At 46.5% G+C, this 17,993-nt stretch carries 9 protein-coding genes; 6 read left to right on the plus strand and 3 right to left on the minus strand.

What is annotated here, in order from left to right; translation table 11 throughout:
• The first annotated feature begins 131 nt into the window (after positions 1-131).
• The 6 genes from LJ740_RS06695 (at position 132) to LJ740_RS06720 (ending at position 13,694) form a co-directional block, all read left to right on the plus strand.
• On the plus strand, positions 132-3,272 hold the full coding sequence (locus LJ740_RS06695; protein ID WP_229528304.1) for a TonB-dependent receptor: 3,141 nt from the start codon (positions 132-134) through the stop codon (positions 3,270-3,272).
• A 319-nt stretch (positions 3,273-3,591) separates the two neighbouring features.
• Positions 3,592-6,603 (plus strand): TonB-dependent receptor, encoded by a 3,012-nt coding sequence (locus tag LJ740_RS06700; protein WP_229528305.1) that lies wholly within the window; start codon positions 3,592-3,594, stop codon positions 6,601-6,603.
• Between the two features lie 139 nt (positions 6,604-6,742).
• Positions 6,743-9,793 carry an ammonium transporter gene (gene amt / locus LJ740_RS06705; RefSeq protein ID WP_229528306.1) on the plus strand — a complete coding sequence of 1,017 codons (3,051 nt, stop codon included), beginning with the start codon at positions 6,743-6,745 and terminating at the stop codon, positions 9,791-9,793.
• Between the two features lie 200 nt (positions 9,794-9,993).
• On the plus strand, positions 9,994-11,247 hold the full coding sequence (locus LJ740_RS06710; protein WP_229528307.1) for an HlyD family secretion protein: 1,254 nt from the start codon (positions 9,994-9,996) through the stop codon (positions 11,245-11,247).
• Positions 11,247-13,421 carry a peptidase domain-containing ABC transporter gene (locus tag LJ740_RS06715; protein ID WP_229528308.1) on the plus strand — a complete coding sequence of 725 codons (2,175 nt, stop codon included), beginning with the start codon at positions 11,247-11,249 and terminating at the stop codon, positions 13,419-13,421. Before LJ740_RS06710 ends, LJ740_RS06715 begins: the two co-directional genes overlap by 1 nt.
• Before the next feature lie 39 nt (positions 13,422-13,460).
• Positions 13,461-13,694 (plus strand): response regulator transcription factor, encoded by a 234-nt coding sequence (locus LJ740_RS06720; protein ID WP_229528309.1) that lies wholly within the window; start codon positions 13,461-13,463, stop codon positions 13,692-13,694.
• Positions 13,695-13,791: 97 nt separating this feature from the next.
• Here the strand turns inward: LJ740_RS06720 and LJ740_RS06725 are convergent, their stop codons facing one another.
• From LJ740_RS06725 to LJ740_RS06735, 3 genes are all read right to left on the minus strand, one after another.
• Complete coding sequence (locus LJ740_RS06725) at positions 13,792-14,595, minus strand: substrate-binding periplasmic protein (protein ID WP_229528310.1); 804 nt, start codon at positions 14,593-14,595, stop codon at positions 13,792-13,794.
• Positions 14,596-14,975: 380 nt separating this feature from the next.
• Positions 14,976-15,917: a nucleoside hydrolase gene (locus tag LJ740_RS06730; protein ID WP_229528311.1), complete on the minus strand. Its 942-nt coding sequence runs from the start codon at positions 15,915-15,917 to the stop codon at positions 14,976-14,978.
• A gap of 82 nt (positions 15,918-15,999) precedes the next feature.
• Positions 16,000-17,964, minus strand: coding sequence for a methyl-accepting chemotaxis protein (locus tag LJ740_RS06735; protein ID WP_229528312.1), 1,965 nt, complete (start codon positions 17,962-17,964; stop codon positions 16,000-16,002).
• Between the last annotated feature and the right edge of the window lie 29 nt (positions 17,965-17,993).

Below are 17,993 nucleotides of genomic sequence, written 5' to 3' on the forward strand. Positions count from 1 at the left end.
GAATGTAACATCACTGAAAGGATTCAGATTGGTGTCATAAACGCAGCACCGCACTATTTACGACATACCAGTAACAAAATGTAAATAGTCACAACTTATAATCACAATTTTTATAAAACCAGGAAAACACAATGTTGCAACGTTCTAAACTAAGCCGTATCGCGTTAGCGGTAGCCGTGTCTGTAGGTTTGTCTACAGCTGCTGTTGCTAATACCGGTCAGTCTTCATCCATTCGTGGTGTTATTGAAGGGCCAACAGGCTCGCCAGCAGTAGGTACCACGATTACAATGATTCACCAGCCTTCTGGCACAGTGAAAGAAGTTGAAGTCAATGCTGAGGGTGCATTTACTGCGCGTGGTCTGCGTGTAGGTGGTCCTTACACTGTGATGATCGTGTCCAAAGAGTTCGAAAGTCAGGTAATCGAAAACGTTTACCTTGAGCTGAACCAGCCGCTTAACCTGGATACACAACTGAACGCCATGCAGGATCTGGAAACCATTACGGTTACCGGTACCCGCAACTTCTTCTCTAACAACGGTGGCAGTAGCGTATTTGGCGAAGACCAAATTATGAAGGGCAATACCTTCAACCGTGATATCAAAGACATCGTTCGTTTAAACCCTCTGGCGGTTGTATCACCTGATGGTACTGAGTTAAGCATCGCTGGTACTAACCCGAAGTTTAACTCACTGACAGTAGATGGTGTGGGTGTCAGCGATACTTTTGGTCTTAATTCCAATGGTTATCCAGCACAGCGTCCGCCTATTTCACTGGATGCGGTAGAGCAGATCTCTGTTGATTTCGCGCCGTTCAATGCCCGTGCTGCGAACTTCTCCGGTGGTAACGTGAATGTAGTTACCAAATCGGGTACCAATGAATTCCACGGTAGTTTCTTCTATGAAGATACTGTTGAGTCTGGTGATGCGGAAGACACTGAGCGTAATCCTGGTGTCGATATTCCGGTAGACACGGATGAAACTACTTTTGGTGTTACCGTTGGTGGTCCGATTATTCAGGACAAACTGTTTTTCTTTGCTTCTTATGAAGAATGGGAAGAAGGCGTATTATTCGAATATGACCTGAACGATCTGGCTGGCAGTGGACACAGTGTAACCAATGCAGAAGTTGACCGTTTTATTGGCATCATGTCTAACGTATACGGCCTGACAGATTCATTGGGTGGCACTCCACCTAACGATAGCGACAAGAAAACTCTGGTTAAATTAGATTGGAACATTACGCAAGATCACCGTGCTGACCTGACCTATAGCTACCAGGACAACACTGCGGCGCGTAACTATACAGACTCAGATTTTACACTAGACATGGGCTCAGGTCTTTGGTTCCAGGCTTCTGAAACCACATTATTAACAGGTCACGTTTACTCTGACTGGAATGATGCATTCTCGACTGAAGCCAGCTTCTCCTATAAAGAGTATGAGCAGGCTTCTAACACTTCAGTGGGCTGGGGTGAGATCAATGTTCAGACTGAAAATGGTTCAATCGCTGCAGGTCAGGATGAGAGCCGTCATGCCAACCGCCTGGCAAACGAAGAGTTGAAGTTCGGTTTACACGCTGTTTATCTGGCGGGTGACGTAGAATATCGCTTTGGTGTTGAGTACGAAGATTTATCTAACTTCAATATCTTCGGTCGTGACTCTGCAGGTACCTGGTCTTTTGATTCTTTAGACGATTTCGAAAATAAAGCGCCTTCAAGATTAGAGTATGCCAGCGCCTATACCGGCAATATTAACGATATCGCTTATGACGTCGACAGCAACAAATATGCTGCTTACGGTGAAGCGAACTTAGAATTGTTCGACGGTTTCATGCTGACGGCTGGTTTGCGTTATGAGCGTATTGGTGTTGATGGTGCACCGCGCCTTAACGAAAACTTCCAGGCCCAGTATGGCTATGCAAACACAGAAAACCAGGACGGTTTAGATATTCTGTTACCTCGTATCGGTTTTACTTACGATGTCAACGACGAAATGACTATCCGTGGTGGTGTAGGCCGTTATACAGGTGGAACACCTCTGGTATGGATTGCCAACGCCTATACGCGTGACGGTGTGACAAACGTAAATGCACCTTCAAGTGCCACCAATGAGGCGATTGCCAACCCTGACAATGTGGATTTCACCACCATCCCTGGTTCGGTACAGGATTCACTGGTTGCAGGCGCAGGTAGCACCAACACTATTGATCCTGACTTTGAACTGCCTAACGACTGGCGTTACCAGTTAGCGGTAGACCTGACCTTTGATATTCCTGGTGTTGGCGATGATTTTGCCTGGAGTACAGAGTTTAGTTATGTTGACAAGAAAGACTCTGCGTTTTGGGTAGACTTGTCTCGCGAGCAGGTAGGTACGGCAACAGATGGCCGCATTATCTGGGGTTCTGTTTATGACGATCCGGATCTGCAAGGTAACTGGGACTTACAGTTAACTAATGCCAGCGATGGTGGCCGCAGCATTATCTGGAGTACTTCATTATACAAAGAGTGGGACAATGGTCTGACTTTGAGTACCTCATATACTAACCAGAATATTACTGAAGTTAACCCGGGCACCAGCTCTACTGCTGAATCTAACTTCCAGTTTGAAGTTACTCAGAATCGTAATATCCCTACTGAAGGTACAGCGTACTACGAAATTGAGCACAGATGGGTTGTGAACCTTTCCTATGAGAAAGAGTTCTTTGAAGGTTATGCAACCACCTTCAACCTGTTCTTTGAGCGTCGTTCTGGCGAACCTTTTGCCTGGACCTTAGGTTCATTCCGCGATGCGCACTTTGGTGATCAAGGTGAGTTCGACGACAGTGATATTTATATCCCCTATCTGCCAGGCAGTGCATCTGATGCCAACTTTGATTTTGATGCTGGCCTGAGCTATGACGAGATTATGGCGATTGCAAGCCAGGCGGGAGTCGCTGGTAACGCAGGGGGTTATGTACCTAAATATTCCGGTAGACAACCCTGGGTTACCACTATGGACCTGTCTATTAATCAGGAAGTCCCTGGCTTTATGGAAGGTCACAAAGCGACGGTTTATCTGAATATTGATAACTTCGCCAACCTGTTAAACGACGACTGGGGTAAGCACTACGACATGCAGTACCCACAACAAATCTTGTTTGACTGGGATCTGAATGACCAGGGCCAATACGTTTATCAGGAACGCTTTGGCGGTACTAACACCAGTAACTTCAGCCGTTTTAATGTTGAAGATTCTACATGGCGTATTAAAGTCGGTGTTCGTTACACTTTCTAAGTGGCAGTAACACTGATAAAGAGTCGAAACCGGGTTTTGTAACCCGGTTTTTTTTTGGTTTTTTTTCTCTGTTTTGTAGTACTTAGCAATATTAATGTCATCAATTTCAACTATCCTTTCGTCGATTTCTTGACCACCCAGACAGTTTTAAGCCAATATAGAAATGTCTGATGGGAGAGGTAGCGGGGTGCTGCCGTCTTTCTGTTGGTGAAAAAATATTCAATTGTTACAAAGTTCGTACTATTATTAATCGTGCAATATGAATAAGAATTGGCTTAAGCCATCAATTTCTCTACACACTTAAAACCAGGAAAACACAATGTTTAAAAATACTAAGTTGAGTAAAGTCGCTTTGGCGGTTGCACTTGCTGGTGGGCTTTCGTCTGTGGCTGTTGCCCAGGAAACCTCATCCAGTATTCGTGGTAACGTAGTTGGTCCCGCTGGAAATGCAGCAGAAGGAGCAACGGTAACCATTACCCACATTCCATCGGGAACAGTGCGTACTGCGACCGTAAATGGTGCGGGTCAGTTCAGTGCGCGTGGTTTACGTGTAGGCGGGCCTTATACAATTGAGGTAGATAGTTCGACCTTAGAAGATACCACCATCAATGATGTCTATCTGAATCTGGGTGAACCTTCGGTATTTGATATTGCATTGGAAGCGGAACAAGCCGTGGAAAGTATCGTGGTTACCGGATCTCAAATTTCTACACTGGCGGGTGGTGAGTTTGGACCTTCTGCAAACTTTGGTTTAGAAGAGCTGCAAAACGCACCGTCAATTAACCGAAATATTTCTGATATCGTACGTATTGACCCAAGAATCTTCGTGGACGAATCAAGGGGCAGCATCAACTCTATTCAGTGTGGTGGTAAGAATCCTCGCTTCAATAGTTTGACGGTTGATGGGGTACAAATGAATGACTCCTTTGGTCTTAACTCCAATGGTTATCCCACAGAACGTATGCCTTTCCCTTACGATGCGATTGAACAGGTTGCAGTAGAGTTGGCGCCGTTTGATGTGCAATACGGTGGCTTTACAGCCTGTAATATCAACGCCGTAACTAAGTCCGGCTCCAATGAAATTCACGGCGGTATTTTCTTTGAATATACCAATGATTCACTGCGTGGTGATTCACTGGAATCAGATGATGTCACTTTAAGTGACTACAGCCGGAAAGAATTTGGTTTTGATGTGGGTTTCCCAATCATCAAAGATAAATTGTTTGCTTACGTTGCCTATGAAGAAGCAAATGGTGCAAACCTGTTTGACCGCGGCGCTATTGGTTCAGGTGCTGTGAACGAAATAAACATTACCCAGGCCGAGCTGGATGAGATTGCAGATATTGCACGAAACGTCTACAACTACGATCCAGGTGCAATTCCTTCCAGTTTAGACAACTATGACGAAAAATTACTGGTTAAACTGGACTGGAACATTAATTCTGATCATCGCGCATCCTTCACTTATCTGTATAACGATGGTAACAATTACACAGAATCAGATGGTGATTTAAACGAGTTTGAATTTGAAAATCACCTGTACGAGCGTGGCGCTGAGCTGAATTCCTACGTTATGTCTATCTATTCAGACTGGTCAGATAAATTCACTACCGAATTGCGATTGGGTTATCTGGAACTGGACAATCGTCAGATCAGTGTTGGTGGTACAGACTTTGGTGAAATTCGGATTGAAACTGACGATGTTGATGTGTACATCGGTGGTGATGATAGCCGCCAGGCCAACAAGTTGTATTACGATCAGTCAGACATTATCTTCAAAGGTAACTACTACTTTGACAATGGTCACACCTTATCCTTCGGTGTCGAGTCTAAGTCTCTGGATGTATTTAACATGTTTGTGCAACACTCTGAGACTGAAATTCGCTTTGATGGCATCGAAAACTTCCGCAATGGTTTTGCTGATGCCATTTACTACAACAACGCACCTTCCAATATTCCTGAAGACGCCGCAGCTGAATGGGGTTACACGCAAAATGCTGTTTATATTCAGGACGAATTCGAGCCTATTTACGACCTGATCCTGAAAGTGGGCTTGCGTTACGACTGGTATACGACCAGCGACGCCCCGCTTGAAAACCCTGACTTTGTCGCTGACTACGGCTTCTCAAACTCAACGAACCTGGATGGTGAAGGCTTATTACAACCTCGTGTTGGCTTTACTTACACCTTAAGTGATGACACCACACTTCGCGGTGGTGTGGGTCTCTACACCGGTGGTAATCCGGTTGTTTGGATGTCTAACAACTTCTCTGCAAACAATGTATTACAGTTTGGTCAGCGTGGTCGCTCATTTGGTTACACCGATGGTTCACGTTCCTTGTTTGACGATGATGTCGTTTACGCAGGATTAGAGCAAGGGGTACCAAATGGCCCGGGTTACGGCATTCCGCAGGAGTTGTATGATGCAGTAGCGGGTGGCGTAGGTGATAATTTTGAAATCAACTACCTTGATCCGGATTACGAACTATCTTCAGAGTGGAAATTCGCATTAGGCGCAACGCATATTTTGCCGGGTGACTACGTGACCACGGTTGATTTATTGGTGTCGCGTACTCAAGACGCCACGATAGTTTTACGCGGTGATATCGAACAAGTTGGTACGAACGACGATGGTTATCCAATCTACGACAGTGTCAGAGAGCCGTCTTTTGTACTGACAAACTCTGACGAAGACAGCACATCTGTTTCGTTATCTGGCTCGATTGCTAAACAGCATGACAACGGTGTGGATTGGAGATTGGGTTACGCCTATAGCAATGCGAAAGACGTACAGCCAATGACCAGCTCAGTGGCGTTCTCCAACTACACGAGCCGTGCCTTCTTTGATCCTCAGGAGCAAGTGTCCTCTCTGTCTAATTACAATATCAGACACCGTTTTACAGCGACGTTAAATTATGCAACTGAGCTGTTTGATGGTCTAGAGACACGATTCTCTCTGTATGGTTCGTCTAATTCTGGTCAACCTTACAGCAATACCTTTGACGGTACGATTGACCCGTATAACTTTACGCCATATCTGGATTTCTTACCGATTGTGTTGAGACCTGGTGATACGCGTAACAGTGAACAGGGATCATGGTGGACTAAAGTTGATTTACGGATCACACAAGAAGTTCCGGGGTTTAGCGATGGTCACACTGGGCAGTTTTACCTGGTTATTGATAACCTGACCAACTTCCTGAATGACGACTGGGGTATTCTGGAGCAAGTCAACTTCCCGAATACCGTTGAAGAAGGAACTCCGGCTGAAGTTCGTATCGGTGATGCTTCACTGTACGAAATTAAAGCAGGCTTTTCTTATAAGTTTTAATCGGGGCAAAATCCTGAGGTAATGAGTGGAGCCGGGCAATTGCCCGGCTTTTTTATTAAAGCTTAAAAATCAACCATGTTCGTTTCGGCGCACTTCTTGCTGTTGTTTACATTCTCAAAAAGCAACACAGGAATCACCCATGGATTTTTTTTGGCTGATTGCCAGTGCAATGCTGGTGTTTTTGATGCAGGCAGGGTTTTTATGCCTGGAAACCGGAAAAATACGTAGCAAAAACAGCATCAACGTCGCTGCCAAGAACCTCTCTGACCTCATTGTTGCCTCAGTGGTATTTTGGTTATTTGGTTTTGGTTTGATGTTCGGTGACTCATTATGGGGCATTGTGGGTACCACAGAGCTTCTTTTTGGTGCGCATAGCTCTGCCTGGCAAATGAGCTTCTTCTTATTTCAGCTAATGTTTTGTGGCACGGCGGCAACACTTTTATCGGGTGCCGTGGCTGAACGCATGTCTTATCGTGGCTATATTTTGGTCACGCTCATTTTGTGTTGTTTTATTTATCCTGTCGTGGGGCATTGGGCATGGGCATCGGCGTTTAACGCCGAAAATCTGGGCTGGTTGCAGAAACTGGGGTTTGTTGATTTTGCCGGTTCCACAATTGTGCATTCAGTGGGGGGCTGGATAGCGCTGGCAGCGGTGATTGTGATTGGCCCCAGAATTGGTCGATTTGATACCGGGAAAAAAATCCCGGTGGGTAGCAACCTGCCTTTATCGGTGTTGGGCACCATTCTTATCTGGTTGGGTTGGTTTGGATTTAATGGTGGTTCCACACTGATCTTTAATGAAAGCGTACCCGGGGTGCTACTTAACACCTGCCTTGCGGCCGCCTGGGGCGGGGTGGCATCTGCCTCTATTTTCATGTGGCGTCACAAATTTGTAGATGTGACTTACATTCTCAACGGGGTCATTGCGGGATTAGTTTCTATTACCGCTTCAGCCCATGCTGTATCAGTGGCACAGGCTGCGCTGATTGGCGCTTTGGGCGGTGTTTTATTGTATTTTGGTACGCTGCTGATGGACCGATTAAAGCTGGATGATGCCTTAAGTGTGGTTCCGGCGCACCTTATTGCCGGTATCTGGGGTACCCTGTCTGTGGCTTTTTTTGGGGAACCCACGCTGCTGGCTACCGGGTTGAGCTTTTGGCAACAATTGTGGGTCCAGAGTTTGGGTATTGTCGTCATTGGACTGTTTTGTTTTTTTACCAGTCTGTTGTTTCTACATTTGATCAATCGCATTGTGCCGCTTCGGGTATCTGCCGAACAAGAATACCTGGGCATGAATATCAGTGAGCACAAAGCGTCTACGGAACTGATTGACTTGTTAAGCGAAATGCAAACTCAGGAAAAACAAGGCCAGTTTGAACAGTCAGTGGAAGAGGAGCCGTTTACCGAAGTGGGCCAAATCGCCCGACAATACAATCGGGTTATCAATCGCGTTCAAACGGAAATGGCCAAGCGTGATAATGCCATTGAGAACTTTCGCTCCAGCGAGAAACGCAAAAGTGCCATTTTAGATGCTTCGATGGACTGTATCATCACTATTGACCTGAAAGGCCATGTTATTGAATTTAACCCCGCGGCTGAAAGAACCTTCGGACAAATTAAAAGTCAGGTTGTGGGCAAAAGTTTTGTGCAATTATTCGTCTTAGACGATACGCAGGCCCGGGTTGAAGACAGCCTGGCCCACAAATTTTCGGAACCTGAAGGGTTATTGCTAAATCGCCGTAATCGCATTGCTTTGCGCCGTGTTACCGGTGAGATGTTTCCTGCGGAAATTACCATCACCAGCGCTTCACTTGGACTATTAAACGAAAGTGAATACACACTTCATGTGCGTGATATCACCCGCCAAACTCGTATGCAGGACAGGTTACAGCAATTGGTGTTTACCGACCCTCTTACTGGCCTGTACAACCGAACCTATTTGATGGACGCCCTGCAACAACACCTGGAAGATGACAATGCTGCTGGCCCGGATTTGGCGTTATTCTTTTTAGACTTAGACCGTTTCAAGCAGATCAATGATACCCTGGGCCACAAAGCCGGTGATCACCTGCTAAAAGAAGTCGCGAAACGCCTTAAAGAGGTCACTCGTGACACCGACATCGTGGCAAGGTGGGGCGGCGATGAGTTCGTGGTGATGATGACGGGGATCGCCAGTCAGTCAACGGTTGAGAATATCGCCGCTAAAATACTCACCATTATGCGCAAACCGGTTAAGTTGCAGGATAAAGAACTTAAAATCCTTACCAGCATTGGCGTTGCCATGCAAAAGACGGCACCGGTATCAGCCGAAGCGTTAATCCAACAGGCTGATATTGCCATGTATTACGCCAAAGAGGCGGGCAGAGATAATTGCAAAGTGTTTATGCCAGAAATGGCGGAAAGTGCGTCTGAGCAGTTTTTCTTCGGGCAGGCATTGCGCAGTGCCTTAAATCATCCTGAGCAATTCCATATTTTGTATCAGCCTAAAGTCAATATGCAACAGCGGGTAATTGGTACCGAAGCGCTATTGCGTTGGCAGGTACCCGACAAAGGCCCGGTCAGCCCGGCTACATTTATTCCTATCGCCGAACAACAAGACATCATCATTCAACTGGAAGAAATGGTTTTCCAAATGGTGTTTCAGCAACTCAGCGAATGGCGAAAACAGGGCAAAAATCTGCTACCGGTAGCTATAAACTTATCCGGTAAACACCTGGTTTCCGGTAAGCTGGTACCGCTGATTACGCGATTGATAAAGGAATATGAGATCAGTGGTGAATTGCTGGAAATAGAAGTCACCGAAGGCGTGTTCTTAACAGATACGCAAGGTTGCTCTGAGGTGCTCCGGTCGTTGAAACAGTTAGATATCAAAGTGGCGATTGACGATTTTGGCACCGGCTATTCCTCATTGAGTTATCTGAAAAACCTGCCTTTAGATATTCTTAAGATTGATCGTTCCTTTGTTGAAGAAAGCGCCAACTCCTCCGAGGGACAGAAAATATGTTCCACCATTATTAATTTAGCAGAAAGCCTGGAGCTGGAAACAATCGCAGAAGGGGTTGAAACCGAGCAGCAGTTTCGCTTTTTACAGAGCAAAGGCTGTCGATGTTTTCAGGGCTATTACTTTTACAAACCCTTACCCGCCAGCGAGTTGGTGGGCTTGTTAGACGATACCCGACAGCGAGCCTGACGCGCAAGTCAATACCTGGATCGGCGGTACACTTCAAGTTTAGTGAACGCTGTTCACTTATTGTTCGCAGATAATTTTCTCATTTTTACTATAGTCCTGCCCGTATTTGATAGTTTGATTTTCGATTCTCTTCCATGATTTAGCTCAACGTTTGCACAACGATGTTGTGCTTAACCGCAACCGCAATTTGGATTGAGAACATGAAAGGAAGTTTGTTCCGCAAGGAAGCACTGGAAGGGCAGAAGCACCGATTACATGGAAACGTATTGGTTTTGCCTTCCATTAAATTATCCGTGATTGCCCTTGCGATAACTCTGTGGGTCGTAGCGATTATGGTTTGGTTATTTCACAGTGAATATGCCCGTAAGGAAACCGTACAGGGTTGGCTGGAACCCGAAAAAGGGGTGATCAGGGTCTTCGCAGAATCTGCCAGCGGTAAAATCAAACGCATTCTGGTGAAAGACGGCGATTATGTCGAGCAGGGACAGGCGCTGATACTGGTGAATGGCGACCGGGTGTTGCAGGATGGCAGCAGTCTGGAAGAACAGTTATTGGCCGAATACCAAAAGCAAAAAACTGCGCTGACACAACAGATGACACGCAATTCGCAAATCTATTTTCATCGCATTCAGGATGCAAAAGCCAAAATCGAGTCTGTTAATCAGGAGATGTTGCAGTTGGAGCATCAGTTAGCGTTGATGCAGCAACGTCATAGCCTGGTCAAAGAGCGTCTTGAAAGTAGCCATGAAGTGCGGCGCAAGGGACACATTTCAAAATTTGATTACAGCAGTGTGCAAGCAGAAGAATTGGCTTTGCAAAGTGACATCGCCGGAATTAAACGGCAGTTGTTAAATCAAAAGAACAGCCGTCGTTCCCTTGAATCTGAGCTGCGTATTTTCCCCGAAGAAGAGCAAAATAGTCTGGCGCAGATCCAGAGCCAACTCAGTGAGGTGGCAAAAAATATCGCTCAGTTGCACGGGCAGCGGGCACACATTATCAAAGCGACTCAAAGTGGCTTTGTATCCAATATCCAGGTAAATCAGGGCCAATACACCAAAACCAATATGCCGTTGCTGACGATTGTGCCGGCAGATTCCACTATTCAGGCAAGATTACTGGTGCCGGTAAGAGCGGCGGGGTTTTTACAACCAGGACAAGTGATTGAAATGCGCTATGACGCGTTTCCCTATCAAAAGTTTGGTTTGCATAGTGGCACGGTACTGGATATTTCCAAGGCGGCCATTTTACCCAACGAGATTAACGATATGGCCGTGGATGTTCAGGAGCCGGTGTTTATTGTACTGGCCGCACTGGACAAAAACTGGGTGCAGGCGTTTGGTCAAAAATTGGCTTTAAAACCCGGCATGACGTTGTCGGCAGATATCCAGTTAGCTGAGCGTACTCTGATTGAATGGTTGTTAGAGCCACTGTATAGCATCAAAGGGAGATTATGATGAGTACACAAGCCTTGAATTTTAACGTCAGACCCGAGTCCTTACTGAATTTTGGTGGTGCCCGACGTTTGCCAATGATCCTGCAAACGGAAGCCGCAGAGTGTGGACTGGCATGTCTGGCGATGGTGGCTAGATTTCATGGTCTGGAAACGGATCTGACTACCTTGCGTCGCAAGTTTTCAATTTCGGCGCAGGGCGCCACATTAAAACAAATTATGGCGATTGCCGGGTATATGAATCTGACCACGCGCGCCCTGAAACTGGAAATTGAGCACCTGACACAATTGCAAACACCCTGCATTTTGCATTGGGAAATGAAGCACTTTGTCGTGTTAAAACAGGTACAGGGAAACAAGGTGGTTATCCATGATCCGGGTGTCGGAGAGCGATGTTTATTCTTAGATGAAGTGAGCCAGTGCTTTACCGGTGTGGCACTTGAACTGCTGCCTTCTTCACAGTTTGAACCCGGGGTAGAAAAGAACAAACTTCGCTTCGGTCAATTCTGGTCCAATATCAGCGGTTTAAAGCGAAGTCTGGGATTGATGGTTTTGCTCAGTCTGTTGCTCCAGGTTTTTGCGATAGTGAGCCCTTACTACATGCAGACCGTTGTGGATGATGTGTTGATGCGCTCGGATACTAATTTGCTGAGTGTGTTAGCGGTGGGGTTTGGTCTGCTGTTATTGATTGAAGCCGGAACCTCCCTGTTGCGCCAGGTCGTGGTACTCAATTTGTCCAACCGCCTGAACATGCAAATGAGCGCCAATGTTTTTCATCACCTGATCCGATTGCCCATGGATTATTTTATTAAACGTCACATGGGGGACGTTATTTCGCGCTTTGGCTCATTGAATAACATTCGGGAGTTGATGACCAACGGTATTGTCTCGGTATTTATTGACGGTGTGATGGCCCTGATCACCCTGGTGGTGATGTTTATTTACGACCTGCAACTGACCTTTATCGTTTTAGCTATAGTCAGCCTTTATGCGTTGCTCAGAGTATTGCTGTATCGTCCGGTGCGGCGCTTATCAGAAGAGCACATTGTGGCTACGGCTAAGGAAAACTCGCATTTTATGGAGTCTGTACGCGCAATTCAGACCATAAAGCTGTTTGACAAAGAGTCCGATCGCCAAAATCAATGGCAGAATTATTTAGCAGAATCGATTAACAAAGGCATTCATATCAGCAAATGGCAGATTGGATTCGATACTGCCAACAAGATCCTGTTCGGCCTGGAAAACATTGTCATTATCTATTTTGCTGCCACGGCGGTGATGGGCAATCTGATGTCCGTGGGCATGCTATACGCTTTTATGAGTTATAAGAATCGCTTTATCGGTGCTCTGGATACCCTGATCACCAAGGCCATTGAATTTAAGATGTTGGATCTGCATTTGGAACGACTTGCCGACGTGGTATACAGCGATAAAGATCCGGCCTGCACTCAGCCTGACGTTGACCTGGCATCCGGGCCGGGGGCCGGGCCGGGGGCCGGGGCGTCTCAGTTACAGGGGCGAATCCAGGTAACAGATCTGCGCTATAGCTACAGTGAGCTGGAACCACCTATATTGCATGCTATCAATATGCAGGTGGAAGCCGGTGAAACGGTGGCAATTGTTGGTGCCAGTGGCAGCGGCAAAAGCACTTTATTGCGCTGCCTGATGGGACTGAGCCAACCTACCGCTGGCAGTATTGAAGTGGACGGCAAAGCCATTTCGCAATGGCCGGATTACCGGCAGCAAATATCCGGGGTGCTGCAGGACGATCAACTATTGAGCGGTTCTATCGCTGATAACATTGCCTGCTTTGAAACCCAAATCGACTATGAAAAAGTAGTGTTGTGTGCGCAGTTGGCCTGCATACACGACGAAATTATGCAAACGGCGATGCAATACAACACTCTGGTGGGCGACATGGGGGCCAGTCTGAGTGGAGGGCAGAAACAGCGAATATTGCTGGCCAGAGCCTTTTATCGCCATCCTAAGATCCTGTTCATGGATGAAGCCACCAGTCACCTGGATGTGGAAAACGAATCCAGAATCAATGCGCATATCAAGCAACTGAATATGACCAGAATCATTATCGCGCATCGACCAGAAACCATTAAATCCGCCGATCGGGTCTATGCCTTGAGTGAAGGGCGGGTTCATGAACTACCAGCAGAACGACACTAACCGAACCTCTGGCAAAAACCGAAGTGAAGGAGAAAAACCATGCAAAGCGAACCGATAATTACTGATTTATCCAAACGCGAACACCAGGTAATGGAATATGTGGTGATGGGCCTGTCGAATAAACTGATTGCCCGTAAACTATTTTTAACCGAGCGCACCATCAAGTTTCATTGCAGCAATATCTATCGAAAACTACGCATTAAAAACCGGGCATCGCTAGTGGTTTTCGTGCAGCAATGTGGTTATGCCGACGTCGGGAGGCAGGCAGCCTGACAACGCGAGGGTTTATCTGGTACGCAGGATTATAAAATGTGGTAACGCCGGAGCAGGTAAAAGACGGGATTAATACCGCTTAATCGGGCGGAACATTTTAATAATGCAGTACGCCGTCCACAACCCAGGCATCAGCGATACCCAACATGTTCAGTTTTGCTTGCCATGTAGCTGTATGTTTTTTATGCCAGTCAGAGGTTTTTATTTCAGCAAAGTGCTTTTTAAGTTTGTTGGCTAATTTTTCCGAACCAGCGAACTTTGACATGACAATGTAAACATCCGACTCATTGGCAATGAATTGAAGCTTCACTCTGTTGCTGTTGTAGCCCAATTTCTGCAAGGTGGAGAAAATCCCAAAAGACTCGTAAAACAAGAGATCGATGCGTTCACCCAGGAGCATTTCAATCGCCCTGTCGTATTCTGAGAGTTCCACCAGGTAACGTGCATTTTTTTCTTTGAGCCAGGATTGCCGGATGTCGCCCCGGATAACCCCAACGGTGTTGCTGTCCAGCAAATCTTCCAAAGAGGTAATGGTTAATTTTGAATCATGGCGAGAATAGAATGCCCAGCGTTTACTGATCACATGTGCCAGCCAGTGATATTTGTGTTCCCGTTCTGCGGTTCTGGAAATGCTAAACATCACCACGCCGTAGTCTTGCTCCAACGTGTGCATAGCCCGGGATTCTGGCATTACTTCAATATCAGTAACAAACCCTAATTGCGCTTGCAGGTGGTTGACGATGTCAACTGTGTAGCCACTAACCACACCGTTTTGCGACAGGTAATTGACCGGTGGTTCGTCGACAGTGATAAAACGCAAATCCGTGAAATCACTGGCAAGTGTTGCAAACACGCTGCCGATGAAAGTTAAAACAAAACTGGCATATTGTTTAATCTTCATCTTTTTGTCCTCTGCGACTTATCGAACTCGCTGCGCAGTTATTTTGGCTTTTGTCCTCTTTTTCCCTGCCATGTTTATGGGCTCCTTGAAGGTGGTACATAATATTGCGTTGGTCTTATTTTCAGAGGTGAAAAGTCGCCTTAGGTTGAGTTAACGCTAAGTATAGACGCTTTCTTCAGGGTTGCTTACCGTGAATGGGTAAAAAATTGCCAGAATTATATTGTGGTGAGCGTGTATATTGTGGTTGAGGGTAGCGAGTTAGATTGAGCGAATCGAACAGTCGGGAATGGGGACGACTTTTGGATTTGATATTCGCAATCGTGTGCCCGACATCAGCAGGACATTGCGCAGTCACAGGCTGTGTCGGGCAATACTGTTAATTAAATATTGTGCTGCAACTGTCGCACCAGATAATCCACGACTGCCTGACGGTTGGCCTGCATGGCGACTTTAACCAGGCTGCCGTTTTCGTCGCGGTAGGTGTTTCCTTCCGAGGGTTCTGAGGTGCGGACAGACAAACGAATATCCTGCCAGTCTATGACATCATCCCCTAAACCCAGACAACAGGTAGCCATCACATCCCAGAGGTAATAGGTAAACTCATAGGTGGGTATAGAGGCAACCGTACAAGCCCAAAATTGCCCGGCCAGTTCCACCAGGGGATAAGAGCGATAGGCGGATAAATCCTTTAAGAATGCCATACTGATGGGCAGACAATTGGTGGCATCCAGTGGCATTAACCACAATGGGGCTCCTGATTTTAGCAGGCTGTCCGCGGCGGGCGCATCCCAGTATACATTCCATTCAGCACTGCCATCGTGATTATAGTTAGCTACGTTACCTTTAGCATCAATAGCGCCGCCCATCCAAATGACTTTTTGCAGTTTATTGATGCAATCCGGTGCATTTTCCAGGGCCCTTGCCAGGTTGCTGCAGGGGCCGGTCATCAATACCGTGACGGGTTCATTGCTTTCCTGTAATGCTTTTTGCATGTATTCATGTGCGGGCATGTCTGTAACGAGGGACCAGTCGTCTTCACAGCTCAACATGGTGGGCAGGGCATTCACCATTTTTGGTTGTGCCCGCCAGTCACAATGGAATGGATTGATACCGTGCAAATTCCCCTGTGCTACTACAACATCTTTGCGCCCAAAGAGATCCAGTATTTTTAAGGTGCTTTTGGTGGCGTCTGTCAAAAAGCAATCAGCGGGTGTTACACACACTGCTTTGAGATCTACATGCTCCATAGTCAATAACAACATCAGCGACAGCAGATCATCAACACCGCCATCATGGTCAAAAATAACTGGGATTTTGTTCATTGGTTTTCCATTTTTTACAGCTTTGTTTTTAATTATGGACTAAAAAAGGGGCCTAAGCCCCTTGAGTTTGAAAGGCTCTGGTTTATTTGACCTTAAATTTGCCAACCAAACCGTTGAGTTCGCTGGATAAGTGCATCAATTCTTTAGCGTTGCTGGCCAGGGTGTCACTGGAATTTGCAATGCCGGTGACCGAATTGCCAATTTCTGCGAAATTATTATCGATTTGCTGAGAACTTTGGTTCTGGATCTCGGCGGAATTGGCAATTTCGTCCAGGCGGGTACGAATTTGTGCCACCGCTTTACTGATGTCTTCAAATGATTGATTTGCATGCGTAGACTGCGATGTTGCCTGTTCAGATTGCTCCAGGCTGGAACTCATTTTGCCCGAAACGAAACGCGTTTTGTCCACCAGATTATTTAACATGGTATCGATTTCTTCCGTGGCATCATGAGAGCGCTTTGCCAGCGTTCTGACTTCATCGGCAACCACGGCAAATCCTCGGCCCTGTTCACCGGCACGTGCAGCTTCGATGGCGGCGTTTAATGCCAGCAAATTGGTTTGCTCGGCAATGCCCCGGATAACGCTGAGTATTTGCGTGATGTTACTGCTTTCATTTTCCAGCTCTTTCATGGCTGAAGCAGACTCACTGATGGTACTGCTCAGGCGGGTAACATCTTTTACCATGGCACCGATAATTTGTGTGCCTTCTTTGGCTGAGGTTTCGGCATTAGAAACCATTTCCAGCGTAGTAGCACAATTGGTGGCAACTTCCTGTGACGTTTGTGCCATTGCTGAGGTGCCATGGGAGGAATCCTCAATGGCCTTTTCCTGCTCGTGGCTGGCGTCTTTAATACTTTCTACAATGTGGCCTATCTGTTGAGATTTATCAGCCAGTAATTGCGAGTCATCTTTGATGTCTTGTACCAGGCTGCGAATTGAGTCCAGAAATTGATTAAACCAGCGCGCCAGGTCACCGGTTTCGTCTTTAGAGGCAACAGAAAGTCGCTGGGTTAAATCGCCCTGACCACTGGCAATGTCTTTTAAACCTTTGGATACCACCAGGATAGGTGAGACCAGTCGTTTCGCCTGATAGATGCCCAGAAAGATAAAGCCTGCCACCATGGCACCGGCCAATACGATGATTAAAAAGCTCATGGCATAGGTAGGAGCAAGAATCTCGCTGCTATCTATGATCCCAATGAAATGCCATTTCAGGGTAGGAGAGTAGTAAGTGGTTACCTGCACATCCGAATCCAGATGTTCAGTGGTGAAGTTTGACGCTGCGCTGCTTCTCAGTCGTTTTGCCAGCTCTTCGTAAAACGGAGAGGCGATGTCACCGACTTTTTTGAAATTATTGCGGGGTGTTTTGGAGTCGGCTAACACCACACCGTTATCATCCACCAAAACCAGGTAACCGGATTCACCCAATTTGATGGATTTCACGATGTCGGTCAACGTGGTCAGGGATACATCCATTGACTGTACCCCGATGGCCCGTCCGGCATCGTCGCTGATGGAATACATCACCGATACCATTGGCCCACCAGTGACCCCCTGATAGGCATCAGTGATGCCAGCCTGATTGGGGTTGCTCATACCCTGTTGATACCAGGGGCGTTTTCTGGGGTCGTAATTACCTATTTTTTCTGCCGGATACTGAATAAAACCACCGTGAGGCGTACCCAAATACACGTATAACAATTCTTCGTGAGTGGTGCCAAACTGGCGATACAAATCAAAAATCTCGGCTTCTCTGGGATGGGCGTTTAGCGGGTCCATCATGCGCTCTTCATTGAAATAGGTGCTGGTCTCTACAGGCACTGATTTTACCAGTGGGTGCGCGGCCAGAAATTTAGCATTGGATTTAACCTGCTCAAAAAACAACTTAAAGCTGTTATCTATTTGCCTGATTTCGTTCTGAGTTGCGGTAATAAAGTTTTGTTTGGACTGACTGGTGGTTTTGGAAATACTAACAATAGCGATAATCAACGTCGGCAAAATCACCGATACGGCTATAGCCACTATTAGCTTTTGTTGCATCTTCATAGGCGTTCATTCTGTCTTTTTGTTATAAA

It is taken from the genome of Planctobacterium marinum (assembly GCF_020687805.1).
Lineage (GTDB): Bacteria > Pseudomonadota > Gammaproteobacteria > Enterobacterales > Alteromonadaceae > Planctobacterium > Planctobacterium marinum.